Here is a 1,685-nt window from a genome sequence, read left to right as displayed (position 1 = left end):
TCCTGACCGTGGCGCTGGTGTGGTCGGCGCGCCTCGGTGAGGCTGCCTTCGTCGGCGTTGCGACGTTGCTGATGAGCAGCTCGAACTACTACGCCTCGGGGATCCGGACAATTCTGGTGGCCTTCCCGATGTACCTGCTGCTCGCTCGGGTCGCGACCCGGTGTCCCTGGGTGCGGCCGGCCTACATCTGGCTGTGTGCGCCCGTCATGGCCGCTTTTGTCGTTGCCTTCACCCAGGGTCAGTGGGTCGACTAAGAGCGACCGGTGTCGGCCACCGGTGTCGGCCACCGGTGTCGGCCACCGGTGCGGGTGCGAGCTGGTCGACGTGGATCGAGTAGTGTTTGCCAGGTTGCCGTTCGTTGGCCCGCGCGTGTTGCACGTGCGGGCGTTCTGACACGCGGCACTGTCCCTCCTGCCACGGAACCCTCCGTGGCCGCCCGAGTCCACAGGAGGTGGGTTCACCCTTGCCACGGCATTACGAACTGATGGTCATCCTCGAACCGGATCTTGAAGAGCGTACGGTCGCGCCCTCCCTCGACCAGTATCTGACCGGTGTCCGCGCCAGCGGCGGCGTTGTCGAGAAGGTCGAAGTCTGGGGCCGCCGCCGGCTCGCCTACGAGATCCGTAAGAGCGTCGAGGGCATCTATGCCGTCATCGACCTGCACTCCGAGCCGGATGTGGTCGCCGAACTCGACCGCCAGCTCGTCCTCAATGAATCGGTGATCCGCACCAAGGTGATCCGGCTTCCCGAGAAGAAGAAGCCCCGACGCAAGATCGCGGCCTGAAGGGAGCGGCTTCATGGCCGGCGAAACAGTCATCACGGTGGTCGGAAACCTGACGAACGACCCCGAGCTTCGGTTCACCCCCAACGGTGCCGCGGTGGCCAGCTTCACCGTGGCCTCGACGCCGCGGACCCTCGACCGGACCACCAACGAGTGGAAGGACGGGGACGCGCTGTTCCTGCGTTGTTCCATTTGGCGACAGGCTGCGGAGCACGTTGCCGAATCGCTGCAGAAGGGCGCCCGGGTCATCGTCCAGGGTCGGCTCAAGCAGCGGAAGTGGACCGACCGTGAGGGTAACGAGCGCATCTCGGTCGAGCTGGACGTCGAGGAGATCGGCCCTTCACTGAAGTACGCCACGGCGAAGGTCGTCAAGGCGGCTCGTGGTGCCGGCGGTGGCGGTTATGGCGGACCGAGTGCCGGGGCTGCGCCCGGTGGGTACGGCGGGCAGCCTGCGCCCGGCGGTCCTGCCGGCGGGGCTGGCGGCGGGGCTGGCGGCTACGGTGCCCCGGCGCCCGCCGGCGGCGGATCGGGATACGGCGGCGGTGCAGTCGAGGATCCGTGGTCCGCGCCGGCCGGCGCCTACTCCGAGGAACCCCCGTTCTAGTGGTCCGCTAGCGGACCACGAGTGGCCCGTGTGGCCTGCGGATGCGCGAATGGAACGGGCCTGCGGTCGAACCCACAGACATATAGGAGTGCACGATGGCCAAGGCGGCCGTGCGCAAACCGAAGAAGAAGGTTTGCGCGTTCTGCAAGGACAAGAGCGACTACATCGACTACAAGGACACCTCGCTGCTGCGGAAGTTCATCTCCGATCGCGGTAAGATCCGCGCCCGGCGGGTTACCGGAAACTGCAGTCAGCATCAGCGTGATGTGGCGATCGCGGTGAAGAACAGTCGCGAGATGG

Annotated in this window: 3 protein-coding genes and 1 pseudogene; all 4 read left to right on the top strand. The window is 66.6% G+C overall.

The genetic code is table 11. From position 1 onward, the window contains the following. Positions 1–254, top strand: a pseudogene (locus U9979_RS24745) (hypothetical protein); the annotation flags it as partial. A gap of 209 nt (positions 255–463) precedes the next feature. Beyond that, positions 464–784, top strand: coding sequence for a 30S ribosomal protein S6 (rpsF, locus tag U9979_RS24740; RefSeq protein WP_322751390.1), 321 nt, complete (start codon positions 464–466; stop codon positions 782–784). 13 nt (positions 785–797) lie between these two features. After that, positions 798–1,385, top strand: a complete 588-nt coding sequence (locus U9979_RS24735; protein WP_322751389.1) for a single-stranded DNA-binding protein — start codon at positions 798–800, stop codon at positions 1,383–1,385. Positions 1,386–1,480: 95 nt separating this feature from the next. Continuing rightward, on the top strand, positions 1,481–1,685 hold a 205-nt coding region (rpsR, locus tag U9979_RS24730; RefSeq protein ID WP_322781179.1), incomplete at its 3' end, for a 30S ribosomal protein S18.

The organism is Protofrankia sp. Cas4 (assembly GCF_963555915.1).
In the GTDB taxonomy this organism is placed as follows: Bacteria; Actinomycetota; Actinomycetes; order Frankiales; family Frankiaceae; genus Protofrankia.
Note: the sequence above shows the minus strand (reverse complement) of the source record. Positions and strands in the feature narration are given on the sequence as shown.

Coding starts and splice junctions, on each gene's coding strand:
- U9979_RS24735 (WP_322751389.1), top strand. CDS start 798: ATGGCCGGCGAAACAGTCATCACGGTGGTCGGAAACCTGACGAACGAC.